The organism is Streptomyces sp. NBC_01525, assembly GCF_045040405.1.
GTDB lineage: Bacteria > Actinomycetota > Actinomycetes > Streptomycetales > Streptomycetaceae > Streptomyces > Streptomyces benahoarensis.
Genome location: NZ_CP109397.1, coordinates 6,432,538 through 6,451,867 on the forward strand (window position 1 = coordinate 6,432,538; position 19,330 = coordinate 6,451,867).

At 72.3% G+C, this 19,330-nt stretch carries 17 protein-coding genes; 8 read left to right on the forward strand and 9 right to left on the reverse strand.

Annotation, left to right across the window (positions count from 1 at the left end):
* Nucleotides 1–155: 155 nt before the first annotated feature.
* Nucleotides 156–1,163, reverse strand: a complete 1,008-nt coding sequence (locus OG422_RS27905) for an N-acetylglucosamine kinase (RefSeq protein ID WP_405746862.1) — start codon at nt 1,161–1,163, stop codon at nt 156–158.
* Nucleotides 1,156–2,133: a phospholipid scramblase-related protein gene (locus tag OG422_RS27910; RefSeq protein WP_405746864.1), complete on the reverse strand. Its 978-nt coding sequence runs from the start codon at nt 2,131–2,133 to the stop codon at nt 1,156–1,158. The genes OG422_RS27905 and OG422_RS27910 overlap by 8 nt, the downstream gene beginning before the upstream one ends.
* A 207-nt stretch (nt 2,134–2,340) precedes the next feature.
* Between OG422_RS27910 and OG422_RS27915 the strand changes: the two genes are divergently transcribed.
* Both OG422_RS27915 and OG422_RS27920 read left to right on the forward strand, forming a co-directional pair.
* A complete protein-coding gene (locus OG422_RS27915; protein WP_405746866.1) occupies nt 2,341–3,018 on the forward strand; it encodes a uracil-DNA glycosylase in 678 nt (225 codons plus the stop codon).
* Between the two features lie 210 nt (nt 3,019–3,228).
* Nucleotides 3,229–4,188, forward strand: coding sequence for a sulfurtransferase (locus OG422_RS27920; protein WP_405746868.1), 960 nt, complete (start codon nt 3,229–3,231; stop codon nt 4,186–4,188).
* A gap of 94 nt (nt 4,189–4,282) precedes the next feature.
* Here the strand turns inward: OG422_RS27920 and OG422_RS27925 are convergent, their stop codons facing one another.
* Together OG422_RS27925 and OG422_RS27930 are read right to left on the reverse strand one after the other, a co-directional pair.
* Nucleotides 4,283–5,368, reverse strand: a complete 1,086-nt coding sequence (locus OG422_RS27925) for a WD40/YVTN/BNR-like repeat-containing protein (protein ID WP_405746869.1) — start codon at nt 5,366–5,368, stop codon at nt 4,283–4,285.
* Between the two features lie 237 nt (nt 5,369–5,605).
* A complete protein-coding gene (locus OG422_RS27930; RefSeq protein WP_143942016.1) occupies nt 5,606–6,196 on the reverse strand; it encodes a DUF4352 domain-containing protein in 591 nt (196 codons plus the stop codon).
* Nucleotides 6,197–6,561: 365 nt separating this feature from the next.
* Between OG422_RS27930 and OG422_RS27935 the strand changes: the two genes are divergently transcribed.
* On the forward strand, nt 6,562–7,659 hold the full coding sequence (locus OG422_RS27935; protein ID WP_405746871.1) for an NADH:flavin oxidoreductase/NADH oxidase: 1,098 nt from the start codon (nt 6,562–6,564) through the stop codon (nt 7,657–7,659).
* Between the two features lie 181 nt (nt 7,660–7,840).
* A complete protein-coding gene (locus OG422_RS27940; protein ID WP_405746873.1) occupies nt 7,841–8,557 on the forward strand; it encodes a DNA polymerase ligase N-terminal domain-containing protein in 717 nt (238 codons plus the stop codon).
* Between the two features lie 119 nt (nt 8,558–8,676).
* Here the strand turns inward: OG422_RS27940 and OG422_RS27945 are convergent, their stop codons facing one another.
* The 4 genes from OG422_RS27945 to OG422_RS27960 all read right to left on the reverse strand — a co-directional run bounded on the left by OG422_RS27945 (nt 8,677) and on the right by OG422_RS27960 (nt 11,002).
* The gene (locus OG422_RS27945; protein WP_405746874.1) at nt 8,677–9,147 is read right to left on the reverse strand and encodes a DUF5709 domain-containing protein; all 471 of its coding nucleotides are present in this window, start codon (nt 9,145–9,147) and stop codon (nt 8,677–8,679) included.
* Nucleotides 9,148–9,192: 45 nt separating this feature from the next.
* Entirely contained in the window at nt 9,193–9,855 is a 663-nt protein-coding gene (locus tag OG422_RS27950) for a phosphoribosyltransferase (protein ID WP_405746876.1), read from the reverse strand.
* A gap of 38 nt (nt 9,856–9,893) precedes the next feature.
* Complete coding sequence (locus tag OG422_RS27955; protein ID WP_143942010.1) at nt 9,894–10,310, reverse strand: DUF2795 domain-containing protein; 417 nt, start codon at nt 10,308–10,310, stop codon at nt 9,894–9,896.
* Between the two features lie 149 nt (nt 10,311–10,459).
* On the reverse strand, nt 10,460–11,002 hold the full coding sequence (locus OG422_RS27960) for a type 1 glutamine amidotransferase domain-containing protein (RefSeq protein ID WP_405746878.1): 543 nt from the start codon (nt 11,000–11,002) through the stop codon (nt 10,460–10,462).
* Nucleotides 11,003–11,583: 581 nt separating this feature from the next.
* Here OG422_RS27960 and OG422_RS27965 point away from each other — a divergent pair.
* On the forward strand, nt 11,584–12,399 hold the full coding sequence (locus OG422_RS27965; protein WP_251076650.1) for a VOC family protein: 816 nt from the start codon (nt 11,584–11,586) through the stop codon (nt 12,397–12,399).
* Between the two features lie 209 nt (nt 12,400–12,608).
* Here the strand turns inward: OG422_RS27965 and OG422_RS27970 are convergent, their stop codons facing one another.
* Nucleotides 12,609–12,797 carry a DUF6381 family protein gene (locus tag OG422_RS27970; protein ID WP_143942008.1) on the reverse strand — a complete coding sequence of 63 codons (189 nt, stop codon included), beginning with the start codon at nt 12,795–12,797 and terminating at the stop codon, nt 12,609–12,611.
* 420 nt (nt 12,798–13,217) lie between these two features.
* Here OG422_RS27970 and OG422_RS27975 point away from each other — a divergent pair, with 420 nt between their 5' ends.
* The 3 genes from OG422_RS27975 to OG422_RS27985 all read left to right on the forward strand — a co-directional run bounded on the left by OG422_RS27975 (nt 13,218) and on the right by OG422_RS27985 (nt 19,315).
* Nucleotides 13,218–14,033, forward strand: a complete 816-nt coding sequence (locus OG422_RS27975) for a SigB/SigF/SigG family RNA polymerase sigma factor (protein WP_405746880.1) — start codon at nt 13,218–13,220, stop codon at nt 14,031–14,033.
* Between the two features lie 342 nt (nt 14,034–14,375).
* Nucleotides 14,376–15,404, forward strand: coding sequence for an SCO6745 family protein (locus OG422_RS27980; protein WP_405746882.1), 1,029 nt, complete (start codon nt 14,376–14,378; stop codon nt 15,402–15,404).
* Nucleotides 15,405–16,825: 1,421 nt separating this feature from the next.
* The gene (locus OG422_RS27985) at nt 16,826–19,315 is read left to right on the forward strand and encodes a phosphoketolase (protein WP_405746884.1); all 2,490 of its coding nucleotides are present in this window, start codon (nt 16,826–16,828) and stop codon (nt 19,313–19,315) included.
* The last annotated feature ends 15 nt before the right edge of the window (nt 19,316–19,330 follow it).

Below are 19,330 nucleotides of genomic sequence, written 5' to 3' on the forward strand. Positions count from 1 at the left end.
ACCGACACACTGCCGGGGGAGGGTTCGGCCGGGAGGTATCCGTCCCGATTTATCCCGCGCGTCACGGGGCCCGCCCGGAGGCCGCCCGGAACGGCGGACGCACCTCGGGACGACGGCCCACCTGCGGCGGCCCGCCCCCGGATGGCGCGTACCGTTCACCTCCCGTGGTGGACGAGCCGGAGCAGCGTGCCGTCCACCGGCAGCCGCACCGTGTCGGTGGCCAGCGCGGCGGCGAGGCGCAGCGCCCCGTCGAGCGGGCCGCCGTCCGGCTCCGCGCACACCGCGTCCGGCAGCCGCGCCGCCAGCCCGGCCCGCACCGGCGCCCGCAGCACCTCGCCCAGCCGGAACAGCCCGCCGGTCAGCGCGACGGCCCGCCCCGGCCCGGGCGGACAGGCGGCCGCCGCGGTGTCCGCGATCTGCTCCGCGGCCTCGCGGACGATGCCCGCCGCGACTGCGTCACCGGCCGCCTCACGCGCCACGTATGGCGCGAACGACGCCAGCACCGCGGGCCGGTCCGCCCGTGGATACAGCTGCCCCGGCAGGCCGCTGACCGGCCCGAACTGTTCCTCGGCGGCCCGCAGCAGTGCCGGGGAGCCGCCGGGCCGCCCGTCGTGCGCCCGCAGCGCCGCCTCCAGGCCCGCCCGGCCGATCCACGCCCCGCCCCCGCAGTCGCCGAGCAGATGGCCCCAGCCGTCCGCCCGCCGCCAGCCGTCCCCGGACGCCGGGTCCGCGCCGAGCGCGACCAGACCCGTACCGGCCGCGACGACGACGCCCGGCCGTTGCCCCAGCGCGCCCGCGTACCCGGTCACCGCGTCCGTGGCCAGCGCCAGGTCACGCACCCCGAAGGCGTCGGCCAGCGCCCGCGGCAGCGCGGCCCGCAGGTCCTGCCCGAGCGTCGCCATCCCGGCGGCGCCGACACAGACCGCCGCGAAGCCGGACACCCCCACCGTCTGCCGCAACTTCTCGGCAGCGGGCAGCAGTTGGTCCAGCAGGTGCCGCGCGTCGATACCGCGCTCCCCGGTGCGTACCGGGGTGTCCGACGCGTACAGGGTCTCCGGCCGGGCGTGCGGCGCGGCGACCGGTGCGACGGCGAGGCGCAGCCCCGAACCACCCGAGTCGACGCCCAGGACGGCCGGGCCCGCCGTGCGCGACGGCTCAGCCAAGGCCGCGGGAGTCCTGCTTGAGCGCGGTGTCGACGGTCAACGCCGTGGCGACGACGAGGCTCAGCAGGGGGTCGGGCAGCTGCCGGTGGATCTGCAGGACGTAGTTGTCGGCCGTGGTGAACATCGTCTTCGCCAGGCCCTCCCACGTCTTGGTGATCCGTGCGATCTCGGTGTCGGTGTGGTCGACGATGGCGAAGTTCCAGGCCCGCCAGTTCTCGGCCTTGATGGCGCCGATCTGCTGGCCGTTGACCATCATCCCGAAGTTGATCTTGCCGATGGCGTTCTGCTGGACGATCTCGCCGACCGGCTGCCCGTCCGGACGCGCCACCAGCACCTTCGACTTGATGAACTTCGCCGGTCGCGTCAGCACCAGCTGCGGCTGCCCGTACGCGTCCCGGATCTCCAGCTTGTGCGTCATGTACTGGTCCAGGCTGGACACCACCCGCAGCACCTTCTTCGCGGTGCTCTGCCCGACCTGGACGACCGTGCCGAGGGTGTTGCCGTTCTGGTCGAAGACGCCGTACTCGTTGGTGACCTCGATCAGCTTCGCCTTCTGGTTCACCACCAGCACCGGCTCGGTGAACAGCGTGCCGCCGCCGGGACCCGCAGGGGCGATGCCCGCCTGCTGCTGGACCTGCCGGGCCGCGTCGGGGTTGCCGGGCGCCGCCCCCGCCGGGGGATATCCGGGCTGCCCGTAGGGGGCCTGCTGCGCCCCGTACGGCGCCCCGGGCCCGGCGGGCATCTGCTGCGGCGCTCCGGTCCCGACCGGGGCCGCCTGCGGCTGCTGCGGGGGCGTCTGCTGCGGCGGAACCTGCTGCTGGGGGGCGTGCTGGGCCGGAGCCTGGCCCTGAGCCTGTTGCGGGGCTGCGTGCGTGTGCTCGGTCCAGCGGGCGCCATCCCACCAGCGCAGTTGGTGGGGAGTCCCCTGCGGGTCCGCATACCAGCCCGCAGGGATGTTCGCATGTGTCATGGCGGCACAGTACCGGCCGCCGGGACACCGCCGGGCCCTGAACCATGGTGGCCCGGGCACCGCCCGGCCGGAACGGCGAGGACGCGGCCCGGTCGTGGGGGACGGGCGCCTCCGGCCGCCCGTCGCCATCGCGGCCTCGGCCTGCGGCGCCCGTGCCCGCTCCGGATGGAACGGGTCCCGGGCGTTGGGCCGGTAGGGTGAGGTGCTGTGGCAGCACGACCCTTGAACGAACTTGTGGAACCCGGCTGGGCGGAGGCGCTGCGCCCCGTCGCCGGACGTATCGTCGAGATGGGCGACTTCCTCCGTCAGGAGATCGCCGCCGGGCGGACCTATCTGCCCGCGGGCGCCAACGTCCTGCGCGCCTTCCAGCAGCCGTTCGACGACGTACGGGTGCTGATCGTCGGTCAGGACCCCTATCCGACGCCGGGCATGGCCATCGGGCTGAGTTTCGCGGTCGCGCCCGAGGTGCAGCGGCTGCCGGGGAGCCTGGAGAACATCTTCCGCGAACTCCACTCCGACCTCGGCCTGCCGCGCCCCTCCAACGGCGATCTGACCCCGTGGACCCGCCAGGGCGTCCTGCTCCTCAACAGGGCGCTGACCACCGCGCCCCGTAAGCCCGGCGCGCACCGCGGCAAGGGCTGGGAGGAAGTGACGGAGCAGGCCATCCGTGCCCTCGCCGCCCGCGGCAAACCGCTGGTGCCCGTCCTGTGGGGCCGCGACGCCCGCAACCTGCGCCCCTTCCTCGACGCGTACCCGGCGATCGAATCGGCCCACCCGTCCCCGATGTCCGCCGACCGCGGCTTCTTCGGCTCACGGCCCTTCAGCCGCACCAATGAGCTCCTCATCCGCCAGGGGGCCGAGCCGGTGGACTGGCGGCTTCCCTGAGCTGAGGGGCGGGTTGCCCGTAGGCGGTCGCTGCACTGGCGCTGCGCGGGCCTGGACCTGTGCCGCGATGTGCGGTCCGCGACCTGACCGGTGCGGTTCGCTGCTTCGCCGCATGGCGCAGGGCCCCTCCGCAGCCATACGCCCGGCGCGCGGCAGACTGGCGCCCGTACGCAGGCCCGGAGGCGGTCTGCCGGCGCAGGGAGGCACCGCATGAGTACGCGTTCCGTTCCGGGCCCGGCCCTCGGTGACCCGCAGGAGCCGCGGTCCGGCCCGCCGGCACCGCGCCTGCCCGGTCCGCTGGTCGACGTCGGCTGGCTCGCACAGTGGCTCGGTGCGCCGCGGCTGGTGCTGCTGGACGCGTCCGTCGGCGCCCACCGGGGCGCGGCCGAACGCCTCCCGGGGGCCCGGCCGTTCGACCTCGACGGCGAGCTGTCCGACCCTTCCGCCCCGGTGCCGCACACCCTGCCCGGCGCGGACGCGTTCACCGCCGCCGTACGCGGTCTCGGCCTCGACGACGAGGACACCGTGATCGTCTACGACGCCGCCGGTGTCTACTCCGCCGCCCGCGCCTGGTGGATGCTCCGCGCCATGGGCTTCGGCCGCGTCGCCGTCCTGGACGGCGGACTCCCTGCCTGGCGCGGCGCGGGCCTGCCGCTGGCGCCGCAACCCGCCGCCTATGAAGGTCCCCGTGGCTCCTTCACCGCACGCCCCCGGGCGGGCATGTTCGTCGGCAGCGCCGAGGTGCTCGACGCGCTGTCCGACCCGGCGGTGGTGGTGCTCGACGCCCGTACCCGCGGACGGTACGCCGGTACGGCTCCCGAGCCCCGGCCGGGCCTGCGAGGCGGCCATATGCCGGGTGCCGTGAACCTGCCCTTCGGCGACCTCCGGCGCGACGGCCTGATGCGCCCGGCGAACGAGTTGAGGGCGGCGTTCTCCACATCGGCGGGCCACGGGCAGCGCCTGTACTTCAGCTGCGGATCCGGGGTCACCGCCTGCGTCCTGGCCCTGGGCGCGTACCTGGCGGGCCACCGCGATCTGGCTGTGTACGACGGTTCGTGGAGCGAATGGGGACTGCCGTCGGCACTGCCGGTGGTGACGGGCGATGAGCCGGGAGAGGTACCGGACGCGGTCCCGGCGGACGGACCGGCGGAGGGAAGCGCGACGCCGTGACCCACGCGGGTGCCACCGGGTGAGGCACCGGGCCCGGACGGCGCCCCGGCCTTTGCGCCCTCCGTCCCGCCGCGCCGACGGAGTCCCCGCGCCCTCAGGCCACCGCCGATGCCCGTACGCACAGCACATCCGGCAGATGGGCGGCGAGCTGCTGCCAGCTGTCGCCGTCGTCGGCGCTGGCGTACACCTCGCCGTTGCGGTTGCCGAAGTAGACGCCCGCGGGGCCGGTGTCGTCCACGCAGAGGGCGTCGCGGAGCACCGTGCCGTAGTGGTCCTCCTCCGGCAGGCCGTGGGAGAGCGGCTCCCAGGAGGCACCGGCGTCGGAGGTCCGGAAGACCCGGCACCGGTGGTCGGCCGGAACGCGGTCCGCGTCGGCGGTGATGGGGAACAGATAGGCGGTGTCGGCGCGGTGCGGGTGGGCGGCCACCGCGAAGCCGAAGTCGGTGGGGAGCCCCGTGCCGATGTCCGTCCACCGGGCGCCCGCGTCGTCGCTGCGGTAGACGCCCCAGTGGTTCTGGAGGTACAGCCGGTCGCGGTTGACGGCGTCCTGCGCGATCTTGTGGACGCACTGGCCGAACTCGGGGTGCTCGTCCGGCAGGAACGACGCCTTGACGCCGGTGTTCGACGGCTCCCAGCTGGCGCCGCCGTCGGCGCTGCGGAACACCCCGGCGGCCGACACCGCGACCGTCACCGCGTCCGCGTCGCGCGGGTCGGTGATCACGGTGTGCACCGCGAGACCGCCGCCACCGGGCACCCACCGCTCCCGGCTCGGATGCTCCCACAACGCTCTGACCATCTCGAACGTCTCGCCGCGGTCCTCGGAACGGAACAGCCCGCCCGGCTCCGTACCGGCGTAGACCACATCGGGCGCGGCGGGCCCGGCCGGATGCAGCTGCCACACCCGCTCCAGCGAAGTGCCGGTGTACTCCGGGTACTTGACCGCGGGCCGCGCGGGCTCGTGCCACGTCTCCCCGAGATCGTCGGAGTGGAAGACGGACGGCCCCCAGTGCGCGCTGTCGGCGCCGACCAGCACCCGTGGCGTCTCCCGGCGGCTGTCGATCCCGATGGAATACACCGCCTGGGCGGGGAAATGGGGGCCGCTCAGCTCCCAGTCGCCGTGCCTCCTGCGGCCGACGAAAAGTCCTTTACGTGTGCCCACAGCGAGCAGCACCTCGGTCATGACCGGAACACCTCCGCGACGCCGTTGTCTCAGATGTCGCCAGTCTGCACCCGACCACTGACAACGGCGCCTCGGCACGCCATCGTCCCAGGTCACACGGCCCGTCGGGACGCGACGACCGCGCACCGGACCACTGCCGAACCGGCCGCATGGAGCCCGTACACGACGGCGCGCCGCACCGGGATCCGGTGCGGCGCGCCGTCGGCCGGGCCGCGCGGGCCCTGTTCGGGTCCGGGCTCAGTCCGCCGGCACCTCGAACGAGAGGGAGACGGGGCCGGAACCGTCGTAGTAGCGGAGGATGCCACCCGCCCCGGGGATGTCCAGGACGACATCGCCCGTGACGCTCTGCCCCGGGTGGAGCGTCGCGTCGAGGTTCTGCCCGGAGCCGGACTTCTCGGTGGTGGCGACGCTCCGCTCCGGGCTCTGGCCGTCGGTCCACTTCAGCCGCTGCGGGTGGAAGGCGCCGTCCTTGTCACCGGTGTTCTTCACGGTGAACGTGAGGACGAGGTACTGGTGCTGGGGCGGCTTGGTGGCCTTGATCTCCGACGCCTGGACCGCCCGGACGTCCTTGAACGTGACCGACGTCTGCGTCCGCGCCCCCGAGGCGCTGTCGACGGCCTGGTACGTCCCCGAGTCGCCGATGGTGACGGGGGTCTTCCCGGACTTCCCCGCCGGCTGCTCGGCGATGTCGCCGCTCGGGGCCTCCGGCGACTTCCCCGACGCCGCGGGGGCCTTGGAGTCGTCGCCCGAGGACGAACAGCCCGTCGTCAGACCGGCGGTGAGGAGGGCGCCCGCGATGAGCGTGGCGACACGGATGGATGGGCGCATGGCGTACCCCGACGTTCATGGCGGGCCGACCTGCCCGCGATTGAGCGTCAGATTACGTCATGAAGGTGACAGTGATCACGCGGGAACGGTGGGCGGAGCCGCAGCCTCCGCCCGCCGCCGTACGGCGCCCGTGACCGGGCCCGGCGGCCGGTGATACGGGTGGGGGGACGTGGACCTCGCCATTCAGCTCCCGGGCGGCATGCCGGGCCCACGAGGGGTCGCGGGGTAGTTCCTGGTCGAGGGGCTGGCAGCCGTTCGACCCGGGGTTGTACGAGAGCTGTCGTAATTCGAGAATCTTCGTAGTACGGTGATTGTCGTCGTACCAAGCGGGGCCGAGACGGCTGCCCGCGTGAACGGAGTCCTTTGTGAGCGCCCTCCACGAACCCTTCCGGCTTCGGTCGTTGACCATCCCCAACCGGGTCTGGATGTCCCCGATGTGCCAGTACAGCGCCGAGGAATCGGGACCGGAGACGGGCGTTCCGGGGGACTGGCACCTCGCGCACTACGGCGCGCGAGCCACCGGTGGCACCGGGCTGATCGTGGTCGAGGCCACCGCTGTCTCCCCGGAAGGGCGGATCAGCCCCGGAGACCTGGGCATCTGGAACGACAGGCAAGCCGCGGCTTTCCGGCGGATCACCTCCTTCCTCAAGGCGCAGGGCACGGTGCCCGGTGTGCAGATCGCACACGCCGGTCGTAAGGCGTCGACGGACGCGCCGTGGCGTGGCGGCGCACCCGTCGGTCCTGAGGCACACGGCTGGCAGCCCGTCGCACCGAGCCCGCTGCCTTTCGACGAGGGGCACCCCGTCCCGGACGAGCTGACGGTCGAGGGGATCCAGCAGGCGGTTCAGGACTTCGCCGCCGCGGCCCGGCGGGCCCGGGACGCCGGATTCGAGGTGGTGGAGATCCACGGCGCCCATGGTTACCTGATCGGCGAGTTCCTTTCCCCGCACACCAACCACCGCACCGATGCCTACGGCGGATCGTTCGAGAAGCGGACGCGTTTCGCGCGGGAGGTCGTGGACGCGGTACGAGCGGTCTGGCCCGAGGAACTGCCTCTCTTCTTCCGCATTTCCGCGACCGACTGGCTGACGGAAAACCCGGAGGACGCCCGCGAGGGATGGACCGCGGACGACACGGTGCGGTTCGCCGCCGTCCTGAAGGCGCAGGGGGTCGACCTGCTGGACGTGTCCACCGGCGGCAACGCGCCCCATGCCCGCATCCCCACCGGCCCCGGATACCAGGTGTCGTTCGCCGAGCGGGTCAGGACTGAGGCCGGGCTTCCCGTGGGCGCCGTCGGGGAGATCACCGAAGCGGGCCAGGCGGAAAAAATCATCGGGAACGGGCAGGCGGACGCGGTACTGATCGGCCGTGAGCTGCTGCGCAACCCGTACTTCGCGCGGCATGCGGCACGCGAACTCGGTGGCGCGGTGACCGGGCCGGTTCAGTACCACAGGGCCGTCTGACAGCCGGATGCCTCGGGTTCTTGCCGGGGCGCATGGGGACGCCCGCCCCGACCCGCTGCCGCGCGCCGCAGGCCCGTCCCGTGCTGCGGTGGCCGCGCCGTCCAGGGGGCGCAAACATGGGCGTGCGGGGCGCGCGAGCCCCGCGAACGCGCCGGTGCGGCAGAGGGGTGGAGGGACGGACATGAACGGCGACGACGCGACGCACGACCGGGGCGGACGGAACGCCCCGCACGCCCCCTCCGAGGCGGGGGGCGCCGTCCAGGGGAACCCCGACCGGCTCGCCGTCTACCGGGGCACACGGCATTTCGACCGCACCCAGGAACCGCGCGGCGCGCCGAGCGTCCCGGGGGACGCGCCCTGCTTCGTCGTGCAGATTCATGATGCCCGCCGGATGCACTTCGACTTCCGGCTGGAGGCCGACGGCGTACTCAAGTCATGGTCCGTGCCCAAAGGGCCGTCCGCCGATCCGCGCGACAAGCGTCTCGCGGTCCCCACCGAGGACCATCCGCTGGACTACCGGGAGTTCGAGGGCGTCATCGCCCGGGGCGAGTACGGCGCGGGCACCGTCATCGTCTGGGACCAGGGCACCTACCGGCCCCTCCCCGGCAAGCGCCGGGATCACGTGGACGGCGCGGCGGGCTTCGCCGAGGCACTGGAGCGGGGCCACGTCTCCTTCTGGCTCGACGGCACCAAGCTGCACGGTGGCTACGCCCTCACCCGGTTCCGTACCGGCGAGGAGGCGGGCGACCGGGAATCCTGGCTGCTGGTCAAGGAGAACGACGACCGCGCGGCCGCCCACGGCGCCCCCGACCCGCTGCACGCCCGCTCCGTCCGCAGCGGCCGCACCCTCAGGCAGGTGGCCGCCGATACCCGGGACGACCCGCCGCGCGGTTTTTGAACCACCGCCGGTCCGGTGGCCGTGGCCTGAATCCGCATACGTGGCCATCCGACTGTTCCCGGGGCTGGTGAGCGCTGTCAGCGCCCGATGTACCGCCGCACGGCCGGCGGGTCCGCCCCTCACCCCGCCGGGGTCTCCTCGCCGCTCTCCGGGCACAGGTGCACCGCAGCCTCCTCGGCGGACGCCGCCCCGCCGTCGATGCCGACGTCGTGCGCGACGACGTCGTTGTGGTGCCGCGGAAACCCCTCCTCGGCGGTCATCAGCCGCCCGGCGCGCTCCCCGCCGACCTGGTCGTCCACCGGCTCCCCGTCGCCGTCCACCTGGTCCCCGATGCCGTCCCCGTCCGGTGCCCACACCTCCGGAACCTCTTCCGAAAGCCGCTGATCCAGGGATTCACCGTCGAACTGCTCCTGCGCCGTGGTGCCGCGATTCACCGCGAGCGGACGCTCGGGCGGCGAATATCCCTCGTCCAAAATCTGGTCGAGATCCGGCTCACCGAGAGCGTCCTCCATATCCAGGTCATCGGGATTGTCCTGCGGATCGGAAGCGGACGGCTGATAGACCTCGTCCCCCATCGCATTGTCGGGCATGTCCGCTCTCCTTCTCCGGATACGAGGGTTTCTCACCCTGCTTTCTCATACTGCGGTGCCGGATCCACGCAGAATACTGATGACTTCCGCGTCCTGCACCTGGTCGAAATCGAGATACCACTTGCCCACGCCATGGAAATTCCGCGGCTGGTGGACACACTCCACATCGTCCGCCTCCTCGCGCAGCGCCGCAGCCGCAGCGGCGTCCCCGACCGGAACCGCCAGCACCAGCCGCGCCGGCTCCAGCCGCCGCAGATACCGCAGCGCGGCGCGCGCCGTCACGCCCGTCGCCAGCCCGTCGTCGACCAGCAGCACCGCCCGGCCCGCCACCTCGGCGGCCCCGAGCGGCGGACGGCCCGCCCGGTAGACCTCCTGCCTGCGACGCAGCTCGGCGCGCTCCCGCTCGACGTCCTCGGCCAACCGCTCGACGGTCAGCCCCAGCGCCGCCAGCGCGCCCACGTCGAACACCGGCGGGTCCTCACCGACCAGCGCCCCCACTCCGACCTCCGGCCGTCCCGGCATCCCGATCTTCCGCGCCACCAGCACGTCCAGCGGCGCCCCCAGGGCCCGCGCCACCACCGCCGCCACCGGAACACCGCCACGTGGCAACGCCACCACCAGCGGGTCCACGAGCGCGTCGGTACGCACCAACGCCAGACAGCGCGTCGCCAACGCCTCCCCGGCGTGCCGCCGGTCGAAATACCGCATATCCTGCCCGCCCCGCGCCGTATCGGCCCCGTTCACGGTCAGCCCCGCCGCCTTTCCGTACCGAGGCCGAGGGATTGCGCGATGCTCTGCATATTCGGATACGTACCCTCCGGCGGCAGCTTTTCGGCAAGGGACACCAAACGGTCCGGAGCGTTGTCCCGGCGCAGCTTGTCGATCACCGACGGTTTGTCCGCCGGATAGATGCTCCGGCCGAGATGCCGCGCGAGTTCGGAACGGATGCCGACGTCCTCCTCGGTCATACCCTGCGGTGTACCCCCGCGGAATACCCTGTCGGGCGCCTGCGCCACCTCCGGCTGATCCTCACCCGCGGGCTGGAGTTCCCTTTCCTCCGCGGCACGCAGCGACCGGTCGGTCGTCATCTCCGCCCGCAATGCCTTCTTCATCATCTCGTCCCGCGCGGGCCCGATCTTGTCCGCACCGTGCTCCATGACCATGTCTTCCTCCAGGTGACGGCGTACAGGGGGCAGGCGACGGGGAACGGAACCCCACCGGACCCGCCCCCTGAACGGAAATCCGTTCCGACCGCCGCGCGCCTTCCGCGACGACGGGTGAACACCACCCCGCGAGCTCCTTTCGGGGAAATTCACCGCCCGCCATCGTCCAATTCATTGACCAGCGTCGCACAGAATGCCTTCAGATCGCCCGGTTTACGGCTGGTGACCAACGTATTCGGGCCGCTGGTGCAGATCTTCACCCTCTCATCGACCCAGGAACCGCCCGCATTGCGGATATCCGTCGCCAGACTCGGCCAGGACGTAAGGGTGCGTCCCCGCACCACATCCGCCTCGATCAGCGTCCACGGTGCATGACAGATCGCCGCCACCGGCTTTCCGGTGCCGAAGAATCCACGCGTGAAAGCGACTGCCCGCTCATCCAGCCGCAACGCATCCGGATTCGCCACTCCACCCGGCAACACCAGCACGCCGTAATCCTCCGCCCGTACCTCGTCCAACGTGCGATTCACGGTGAACGAGTCGGCCTTGTCCAGATGATGGAAAGCCTGCACCGACCCACCCGACGGCGACACCAGATGCGGCACCGCACCGGCATCCACCACCGCCTGCCACGGCTCCGTCAACTCGACCTGCTCCACGCCCTCGGAGGCCACCAGAAACGCGATCTGCATGTCGTCCGCCCTCTCGTCGCGATGTCGCCGGATGCATCGAATACCAGTGCCGGATTCCTTGAGATTCCCGCCCTGCCCTCGATTCCCTCCCCGATTCCCCTTCCCGAGCCCCCGAATTTCTCCCGAACGTGCATCCCCGCGGTTTCGATTCCCTGCACGGTGCGCGGTGTGTACGGCTCACCGCATCGAGCCCCGATCGAGCCCAAAAACCGGAAAGGACGGCCGTACCGCGCCGCAACCCACCCGCCACAACCGGGCGCCCGCGCCAAGCCAGCGCGCCCCCCGTCACCCGGACGCGCCCGGGCCTCCTCCATCGCACTCCGGATACGACGAGATCGCATCCCGGCGACGGACTCGCCCGCCCTCCCCGGGGCGGATACCCCGCCCGGCCGTGCGAGCGCGCCGGGCACCCGCCGGGGGCGTACCGTCGGAGAGAGGCCGCCTCGCCCTGGAGTGAACACGGCCGCCCGGCCACGTGCCCGGGCCACGGTCGCCCACCGCACGCCCGCACCGTTTCCGAGTGCACCACGCCGACCCGGCGGAGTGCTCACCGCGTGGTCCGTGAAAGGGAGATGTTCGCCATGTCGGCCGCTGAGCACCGCGCATCCGCCACCGCCGCGCGTACCGCCCCCACCCACGGCGCGCCCTGCTGGGTCAACCTGATGACTCGCGATCTGCGCTCCACCCAGGACTTCTACACCGAGGTTCTCGGCTGGAAGTTCCGGCAGGGCAGCCTCGGTGACGAGTTCTGCGTGGCCCTGGACGACGGCCGTCCCGTCGCCGGTATCGCCCAGCTCACCCAGCGCCTGCGCGGCACCACGGCATGGACCCCGTACTTCGCCGTCGACAGCGCCGACGACGTCGCCGCCCGCATCCGCGAACGCGGCGCCACCGTCGCCGTCGGCCCCCTCGAATTCGGCACCGGACGCGCCGCCCTCGCGTCCGACCGCGACGGCGCCGTCTTCGGCCTCTGGGAGGGCCAGACCCTGCGCTGGGCGGTCGGCCGCGCCAACGCCCCCGCCTGCCTGGAACTCCGCACCCGCGACGCCTTTGCCGCCGCCATCTTCTACGCCGAGATCTTTGACTGGGCCACCCAGCGCCCCGGCGGCTGCGACGTCACCTACGAGGACGAGCAGGTCATCGTCCGCCAGGACCGGCGCATCGTCGCCGCGCTCCGGGGCGGCGGCGTGGAGGAGGCCCCCGATCCGCACCTGCGCCCCCGGTGGCACGTCCACTTCCAGGTACGCGACCTGCCCTCCGTCATCTCCGCGGCCGTCGCCGCCGGCGGAACCGTCATGTCCCCGGCACCCCAAACCGGGCGCCCCGGCGGACGCTCCATGATCTGCGACCCCTACGGCGCCCTCTTCACGGTCACGGACGCCCCCGAGAACGACTGATTTTCCGTCAGCGCCTTCCGTACGGGAACGGCCTTCCGTACGGGAACGCTCTTCCCGTACGGCCCGCCCGTAAGGGACAAAGCGGCTGTGCCCGCCCCCTACAGAGGACGGGCACAGCCGCTTTGTCTATTCCCCGGGGACGCACGCCCGGTTCCCCTACGGGCGGCCGCGGCCAGGGACCCGTCGTGGGTTACGGGCCCCGAACCCCCTCACAGGGACGGATGAATGTCCCCACTCCGCATACCGCTCTCCTGCTCACTGCGGCTCTGCAACTTCCGGGCCTTCTCCTTGAGGCGGTCGCGTTCGGCGGGGTCGCTGGTGTGCTGCGCCGCGTCCTCCAGCTGCTGCGCCTTCTCACGCATCTGCCGGATCCGGCCGCGCACTTCGTCTGCGCTCATGATCACTCCTTGAACGGTCCGAACGGAAACACGGGTCGGCAACCTCCACCACCAGCGAATCAGCGCCCGCCCCCATCGGCACCTTGAAGAATCACCCACAGTCACCACCCGGCCCCACGGCGACGTCCCCTCACCGCGACCTCCTGCCACCAGCGGCCGGGAACGCTGTCGCACACCGCTCCCGCCTGCTGCACAGTGGAAGTGACGTCACACGGACGAGTGAAGGAACGCCGCGCCAACGGGCGGAGACGCCCCGAGTACCCAGTCGACGGGCGGAAACGTCCCGAACGCGCGGCCCCGTACAGGCGCCGAGCAACGGGAGCCCACGGCCGCACCACGGCCCCGCGGACACCGACCGGAACACCCGCCGCGGACCCCGCACTCTGCGGACCACCGAACGGAACGGAAGGCGTGAGGGGAATGACAATCCACACCGGACGCGTCGCCCACCAGGCGCCCACCGGACGCCGGACGCCGCAACTCGACCCGGACACCCGCGCCGCCCTGCACCGGCTCACCACCCTCCCGGACGGACCCGCCCGCACCCGGCTGCGCGAGGAAATCGTCTGCGCGTGGCTCCCGATGGCCCACCGCCTCGCCCGCCGCTACAGCGGCCGCGGCGAAAGCGACGAGGACCTCCGCCAGGTCGCCGCCCTCGGCCTGCTCAAAGCCATCGACCGGTTCGACCCCGGTGTCGGCACCGCCTTCGGCGCCTTCGCCGTCCCCACCATCATCGGCGAGATCAAACGCCACTTCCGCGACGAACTGTGGGCCGTACACGTCCCACGACGCGCCCAGGAACTCCGCGCCCAGGTCCACCGGGCCCGCCAGGAACTCGCCATCCGCCCCGGCCACGCCACCATCACCGTGCAGGACGTCGCCGCCCACACCGGCATGCCCTACGAAGACGTCCTCATCGGCCTCGACGCCCAGAAGACCTTCACCGCACTCTCCCTGGAACGCCCCCTCGGCGGCGAGGACACCCAACAGACCCTCGGCGACCTCCTCGGACAGGAGGACCCGGCACTCGGATTGGTCGACGACCGGGAAGCCGCCGCCACCGGCCTGCGCACCCTGCCCGAACGCGAACGCCACATCCTCTACCTGCGGTTCTATCTCGGCCTGACACAGAGCGAAATCGCCGACCGGGTCGGTGTCTCCCAGATGCACGTCTCCCGGCTGCTGCGCCGCTCCTGCGCGTATGTGCGCGAGAAGGCGCTGGCGCCGCAATCGTGACCGCGGCATCGGCGGATCGGCAGCCTGGACCGGAAGGCAGATGGCTCGGCTGCCGGACGGACCGTGCGGTGGCCGCCCGCGCGCGGTGTCGGTCGCGCCCGGGTTCCGGCGACGATCTGCCTTCGGTAGACGATCTGCCTTCGGTAACGGTGAGTTCCCGCCTCGCACCCGACTTCCCCCTGAGATCACACACTGTCACCATCCGTGATCACTCAGGGATGTCCCCGATCACCCCCTGACCTTCCTCGAATCCCGTGCCTACACGCCCTACGCGGCGGTAGCGTTCGCCCCATCGACGCCGCAACACCTCACGTCGGAGCCGGAAAGAAGGGCGGGGGAGAAGTGCAAGGGCAGGTGCAGGGCCGCAGCAGGCACCACGGCCGGAGCGAGGAACGCGACAGAAACGAGCAGTACGCCCGGGCAACGGGCCGAACGCAGGGACGGCCCCGGCCGGAAGCGGAAGCGGAGGCATCCGCCGCCGCCCGGACACTCCGGCACCTGACCGAGCCACTGCACGCCGTCAGCTACTTCGACGCAACCTGCCGCGGCCTCGGAAAGGCCATCGGCCTCAAAGGCTTCTGGATGGGCTACCTCGCCGCCCGCACGGCACCGCTGGGCGCCGTGTCCGCCCCGCCGGCCACCGAACTGCTGGGCGTGTTCGCCCCCGCCATGATCGCCCGTGCCCTCCCAGCCGCCTGGGACGTGGTCGGCCCGGAGCGCGTTCTCGACGCCCGCGCCCGCTGCGCCGCCGACGCGCTGCGGGCCGCCGATCCGGCGGTCGAGGCATCCGTCACGAAGGTGGCCCCCGCCCTCAGAGCAATGGTCGACGACGCACCGAGAGCCGCACGGCCCCTGTTCGCTGCGAACCAGGCACTCTGCGACCGCGCCGACCCGGTCGAAGACCTGTGGCAACTCACCACCGCCCTAAGGGAGTTCCGCGGCGACGCCCACCTCTCCGTTCTCGCCGAACACGAACTCGACGGCTGCGAATCCCTGGTCCTGGCCGTGGCCTGCGGCCTCGTCCCCGAGGAGTCGATGCGCCAGGACCGGGGCTGGACCGAGGAGGAATGGACCGCGGCAACGGCCCGCCTGCGCTCGCGTGGCCTGGTCGACAGCCAGGGCGCTGCGACCACCCGCGGCGCAGCGGAACGAACGGAAATCGAGCAACGCACCGACGACCTCGCCGCCCGGCTCCTCAGACCTCTCAGCACCGCACAGACCGACCAACTCCTGCGGGACCTGAAGCCCGTCACCCATCGCGTCCTTGCCACCAAGCTGCTGCCGTTCCCCAATCCGATAGGGCTGCCGCCTCCTCCGGCATCCAGCAGGCACATTGATGGGCGGAACGTGGGGCGGGGGGCGCTGGACTGAGGCTGGTTGATTGCGTCCGATGCCGTCGCATCCGCTCCCGCCGGCGGGAGCGGTGCGGGCCCCAGGGGCTGGGGACGGGGCGGGGCGGGGGAGCGGGTGGGGGGGGAGGGGGGAGCCCCCCGGGGGAAGGGAAAACGGTCGCCGTCCCCATGTGTGGGGTGCGTCGAATCGGGAAACCGGGAGGCATGGCCGACGGTAGGCCACGTATCGCCCTGCCGACCGTGTACGGAGCCGACCGTACGGACCGGTTTGACCCGCAGAGCGGCCGGACCAGTACAGGCCGGCCGAACCGGGGGCGTACCGGTCGACCAATGGAGGCCGCCCTGCTCACCGTGGGCCGCCCTGAACATCGCAGGTTGACCTGCCCGTCAGGTTCACCCGACCGGTCGGTGCAGACCGACCTGACAACAGAAACCCGCCGGACCGGGTACCCGTAGACGGAACCGGCCCCCTGGAACGAGGCCGGTCCGCCGCCGGGCCCGCCCATGTACGCACCAGCGCGTGCGGGTCGGCCCGTGAGGGCGCCGCCCCCGGGCCTGGCATATGAGTCGACTGCGGGCAGCGCCGAGATGCCCATCGCGCGGCAACGCCTCAACGTCGACGCGCATCGCCCCGAAGGCCCGTACCCCCGTAGCCGGCAGGCCCGTACCCGGGGCGCGGATCCGTTCCGTGAGTGCCGCATCGCCGCAGGCGAAGCAGGCAGGCGGGTGGTTGCGACGGGCAGGGGAGCGGGCGCCGTGGTAGGCGTCGAGGGGTGCGCCTCTGTGCGGTGGTTCCGCAAGAGCCCCAGGGAGGAAGGAACGACGATGACGACCGAATCAGCCCCCGGCGGGTCCGGGCCCGTGCCCGATAAGCCAGGTCCGGTGCCCCGGGACCCTCAGCCGCGTGGGCCGGTGCCGGAAGAGCCGGAGCCGCAGGAAGAGCCCGGGCCGGTGCGCAAGCCGGACTCCGATCCTGACGACGAGCCGCAGGTTCCCGAGCCGCCGGACTGATGGATCCGCGCGGACCGGACCGGGGCGGATCCTGGCCAAGACGGACCCGGAGTACCGGGCTCGGACCGGGGCGGACCCGGAAAAACGGACCAGGACGGGCCCGGGCTGAGAGGGGTGCCTCAACCCGCAGCCCACCCCACTGCGGGCGACGTCTCCCCGATCATCGTAGGCAGCGACGCGACGCCCGGCTCCGCCGCCAGCGGCGTAGTTCCCTGGCCCGGTACGCGGCATCCGCCAGGCGCATTCGCGGCCCCGCCGCACTCGTTCTCGTAGGGGAAGCCTCTCCACCCCGCCGGCCCCCGGCGTCCGCCCCCGTCCGCCGGGCGAACGAAGTGACGCCCCGGACACGCCTCGCCGGTCCGTCCACGGCTACCGCCCCGCGAACCCCGGCCCGCGAACGCTCGGGCCCCACCCCAGGAGATGCCCCGCATGCCCCACCCCACCGACCCGGTCGACCCCACCGCCTCCACGCCTGCCAAGGGATCCGCCGAAGCTTCAAGCAACACGGACGCCTCACCACCCACCAGGCAACTCACCCCCACCAAGCCGGGCACCCCCACCGCCCTGACCCCCACCGAACTGGCAGAACTGGATGCCCAATGGCGGGCCGCCAACTACCTGGCCGCCGGGCAGATCTACCTCAGGGGAAATCCGCTGCTGACCGAGCCGTTGCGGCCGGAGCACATCAAGCCCCGGCTGCTCGGGCACTGGGGCACCTCGCCCGGTCTCACGCTCGTCCACACCCACCTCAACCGCGTGATCAAGGCCCGGGACCTGGACGCCGTCTGTGTCTGGGGGCCGGGGCACGGTGGTCCGGCCGTGCTCGCGCACTCCTGGCTGGACGGTTCGTACTCCGAGACGTACCCGGATGTGAGCCGGGACGCGGTGGGGATGGCGGAGTTGTTCCGGCAGTTCTCGTTCCCCGGGGGTGTGCCCAGTCATGTCGCGCCGGAGACGCCCGGTTCGTTGCACGAGGGCGGGGAGCTGGGGTATGCGCTGACGCATGCGTACGGGGCGGCGTTCGACAACCCGGAACTGGTCGTCGCCTGTGTCATCGGCGACGGCGAGGCGGAGACCGGGCCGCTCGCGGCGTCCTGGCACGCCAACAAGTTTCTCGATCCGGTGCACGACGGCGCGGTCCTGCCGGTCCTGCACCTCAACGGCTACAAGATCGCCAATCCGGCCCTCCTCGCCCGCATCCCCGAGGCGGAGCTGGACGCGTTGCTGCGCGGCTACGGCCATGAGCCGCTGTACGTCACGGGCGACGAGCCCGGCCCGGTGCACCATGCGATGGCCGCCGCGATGGACCGTGCGCTCGACCGGATCGCCGCGATCCAGCGCCGGGCCCGTGCGGACGGCGGCGCCGACCGGCCCCGTTGGCCGATGATCGTGCTCCGTACGCCCAAGGGGTGGACCGGGCCGCACGATGTCGACGGGGTGCCGGTCGAGGGCACCTGGCGGGCCCATCAGGTGCCGCTGCCAGCCGTCCGCGAGAACCCCGCCCACCTGCGGCAATTGGAGTCCTGGCTCCATTCGTACCGGCCGCGTGAGTTGTTCGACGAGGGCGGACGGCCGCGCCCGGAGGTGCTGGCGCGGGTCCCGGAGGGCGTCCGCCGGCTCGGTGCGTCCCCGCACGCCAATGGCGGGCTCCTCCTGCGCGACCTGCCGATCCCGCCGCTGGAGGCGTACGCCGTGGACGTCGAGGCCCCGGGGAGGCGGACGCACGAGCCGACGCGGGTCCTCGGCGGTCTCCTCGAAGGGGTGATGGCGGCGACGGCCGCGCGCCGCGACTTCCGCGTCGTCGGTCCCGATGAGACCGCCTCCAACCGTCTCCAGGCGCTCTACGGGGCGACCGCCAAGGCATGGCAGGCCGAAATGCTCCCGACGGACGAGCATCTGGCGCGTGACGGCCGGGTCATGGAGGTGCTGTCGGAGCATCTGTGCCAGGGGTGGCTGGAGGGGTATCTGCTGACCGGCAGGCACGGGCTGTTCGCGAGTTACGAGGCGTTCGCGCACATCGTGGACTCGATGGTCAACCAGCACATCAAATGGCTGCGCACCGCCCGCCGACTGCGCTGGCGCCGCCCCGTCGCGTCCCTGAACTACCTGCTCAGCTCGCATGTCTGGCGTCAGGACCACAACGGTTTCTCCCACCAGGACCCCGGTTTCGTCGACCATGTCCTGAACAAGAGCCCCGAGGTGGTCCGGGTCTATCTCCCGCCGGACGCCAACACTCTGCTCTCGGTCGCGGATCACGTCCTGCGCTCCCGCGACTACGTCAATGTGATCGTGGCGGGCAAGCAGCCGACGTTCGACTGGCTGACGCTGGAGGAGGCCCGGGCGCACTGTGCGCGGGGCGTCGGCGTCTGGGAGTGGGCCGGGACGGAGGACGGCAGCCGCGAACCGGACGCCGTGCTGGCCTGTGCGGGCGATGTGCCCACCCAGGAGGCCCTGGCCGCCGCCTGGCTGCTCCGCCGCCATCTGCCCGACCTGGCGGTCCGCGTCGTCAATGTCGTCGATCCGGCCCGGCTGCTGCCGCGCGACGCGCATCCGCACGGTATGCCGGACGCCGAGTACGACGCGGTCTTCACCCGCGACCGGCCGGTGATCTTCGCGTACCACGGCTACCCCTGGCTGATCCACCGGCTGACGTACCGGCGGGCCGGGCACGAGCATCTGCATGTGCGCGGCTACCAGGAGGAGGGGACGACGACCACGCCGTTCGACATGGTGGTCCGCAACGACCTCGACCGGTTCCGGCTGGTCATGGACGTCGTGGACCGGGTGCCCGGACTCGGCGGCCGCGCCGTCGCGGTACGCCAGGCCATGGCCGACGCCCGCACCCGCCACCATGCCTGGACCCGCCGCCACGGGACGGACCTGCCGGAGGTCGCCGACTGGACGTGGGGCGAGGGCTGACGGCGGCCGCCCCAC

Coding starts and splice junctions, on each gene's coding strand:
- OG422_RS27945 (WP_405746874.1), bottom strand. CDS start 9,147: ATGCCCGACAATGCGATGGGGGACGAGGTCTATCAGCCGTCCGCTTCC.
- OG422_RS27940 (WP_405746873.1), top strand. CDS start 7,841: ATGAACGGCGACGACGCGACGCACGACCGGGGCGGACGGAACGCCCCG.
- OG422_RS27925 (WP_405746869.1), bottom strand. CDS start 5,368: ATGACCGAGGTGCTGCTCGCTGTGGGCACACGTAAAGGACTTTTCGTC.
- OG422_RS27910 (WP_405746864.1), bottom strand. CDS start 2,133: ATGACACATGCGAACATCCCTGCGGGCTGGTATGCGGACCCGCAGGGG.
- OG422_RS27975 (WP_405746880.1), top strand. CDS start 13,218: ATGACAATCCACACCGGACGCGTCGCCCACCAGGCGCCCACCGGACGC.
- OG422_RS27920 (WP_405746868.1), top strand. CDS start 3,229: ATGAGTACGCGTTCCGTTCCGGGCCCGGCCCTCGGTGACCCGCAGGAG.
- OG422_RS27950 (WP_405746876.1), bottom strand. CDS start 9,855: ATGCGGTATTTCGACCGGCGGCACGCCGGGGAGGCGTTGGCGACGCGC.
- OG422_RS27970 (WP_143942008.1), bottom strand. CDS start 12,797: ATGAGCGCAGACGAAGTGCGCGGCCGGATCCGGCAGATGCGTGAGAAG.
- OG422_RS27985 (WP_405746884.1), top strand. CDS start 16,826: ATGCCCCACCCCACCGACCCGGTCGACCCCACCGCCTCCACGCCTGCC.
- OG422_RS27930 (WP_143942016.1), bottom strand. CDS start 6,196: ATGCGCCCATCCATCCGTGTCGCCACGCTCATCGCGGGCGCCCTCCTC.
- OG422_RS27960 (WP_405746878.1), bottom strand. CDS start 11,002: ATGCAGATCGCGTTTCTGGTGGCCTCCGAGGGCGTGGAGCAGGTCGAG.
- OG422_RS27965 (WP_251076650.1), top strand. CDS start 11,584: ATGTCGGCCGCTGAGCACCGCGCATCCGCCACCGCCGCGCGTACCGCC.
- OG422_RS27955 (WP_143942010.1), bottom strand. CDS start 10,310: ATGGTCATGGAGCACGGTGCGGACAAGATCGGGCCCGCGCGGGACGAG.